Source organism: Mesorhizobium sp. M8A.F.Ca.ET.165.01.1.1 (assembly GCF_004792065.1).
Lineage (GTDB): Bacteria > Pseudomonadota > Alphaproteobacteria > Rhizobiales > Rhizobiaceae > Mesorhizobium.
Genome location: NZ_SRTH01000192.1, coordinates 1 through 309, shown reverse-complemented (window position 1 = coordinate 309; position 309 = coordinate 1). Strand labels below are relative to the sequence as shown.

Below are 309 nucleotides of genomic sequence, written 5' to 3'. Positions count from 1 at the left end.
GCAGGGCTACGCGCTGTGGCAATTCTCGGCGCAGGCCAATTGCGGCCGTTTCCGTTGTCCCTATCGCGTGCCGGGCACGCCCAACGACATCGATGTCAGCGTCGCGCCGATGAAAGCCGATGAGTTGCGCCAGCAATGGGCCTTCGGCGGGCTGATCGACGTGCCGGCGGATTACCTCGCCTCCATCCCGGTGCCGATCCCGCGCGCAGCAGGCCTCGCCGGCAAGGTCACCATCACCTATGCCGATGTCGCGACGCCGCCGACCATCGAGGAGCTGGTAGCGGTGCTTGGCGCGCGCTGGGAGAAATT

General features: G+C 66.7%; 1 pseudogene. It reads left to right on the top strand.

The features are described from left to right. Nucleotides 1-309, top strand: a pseudogene (locus tag EN808_RS35705) (muramidase); the annotation flags it as partial.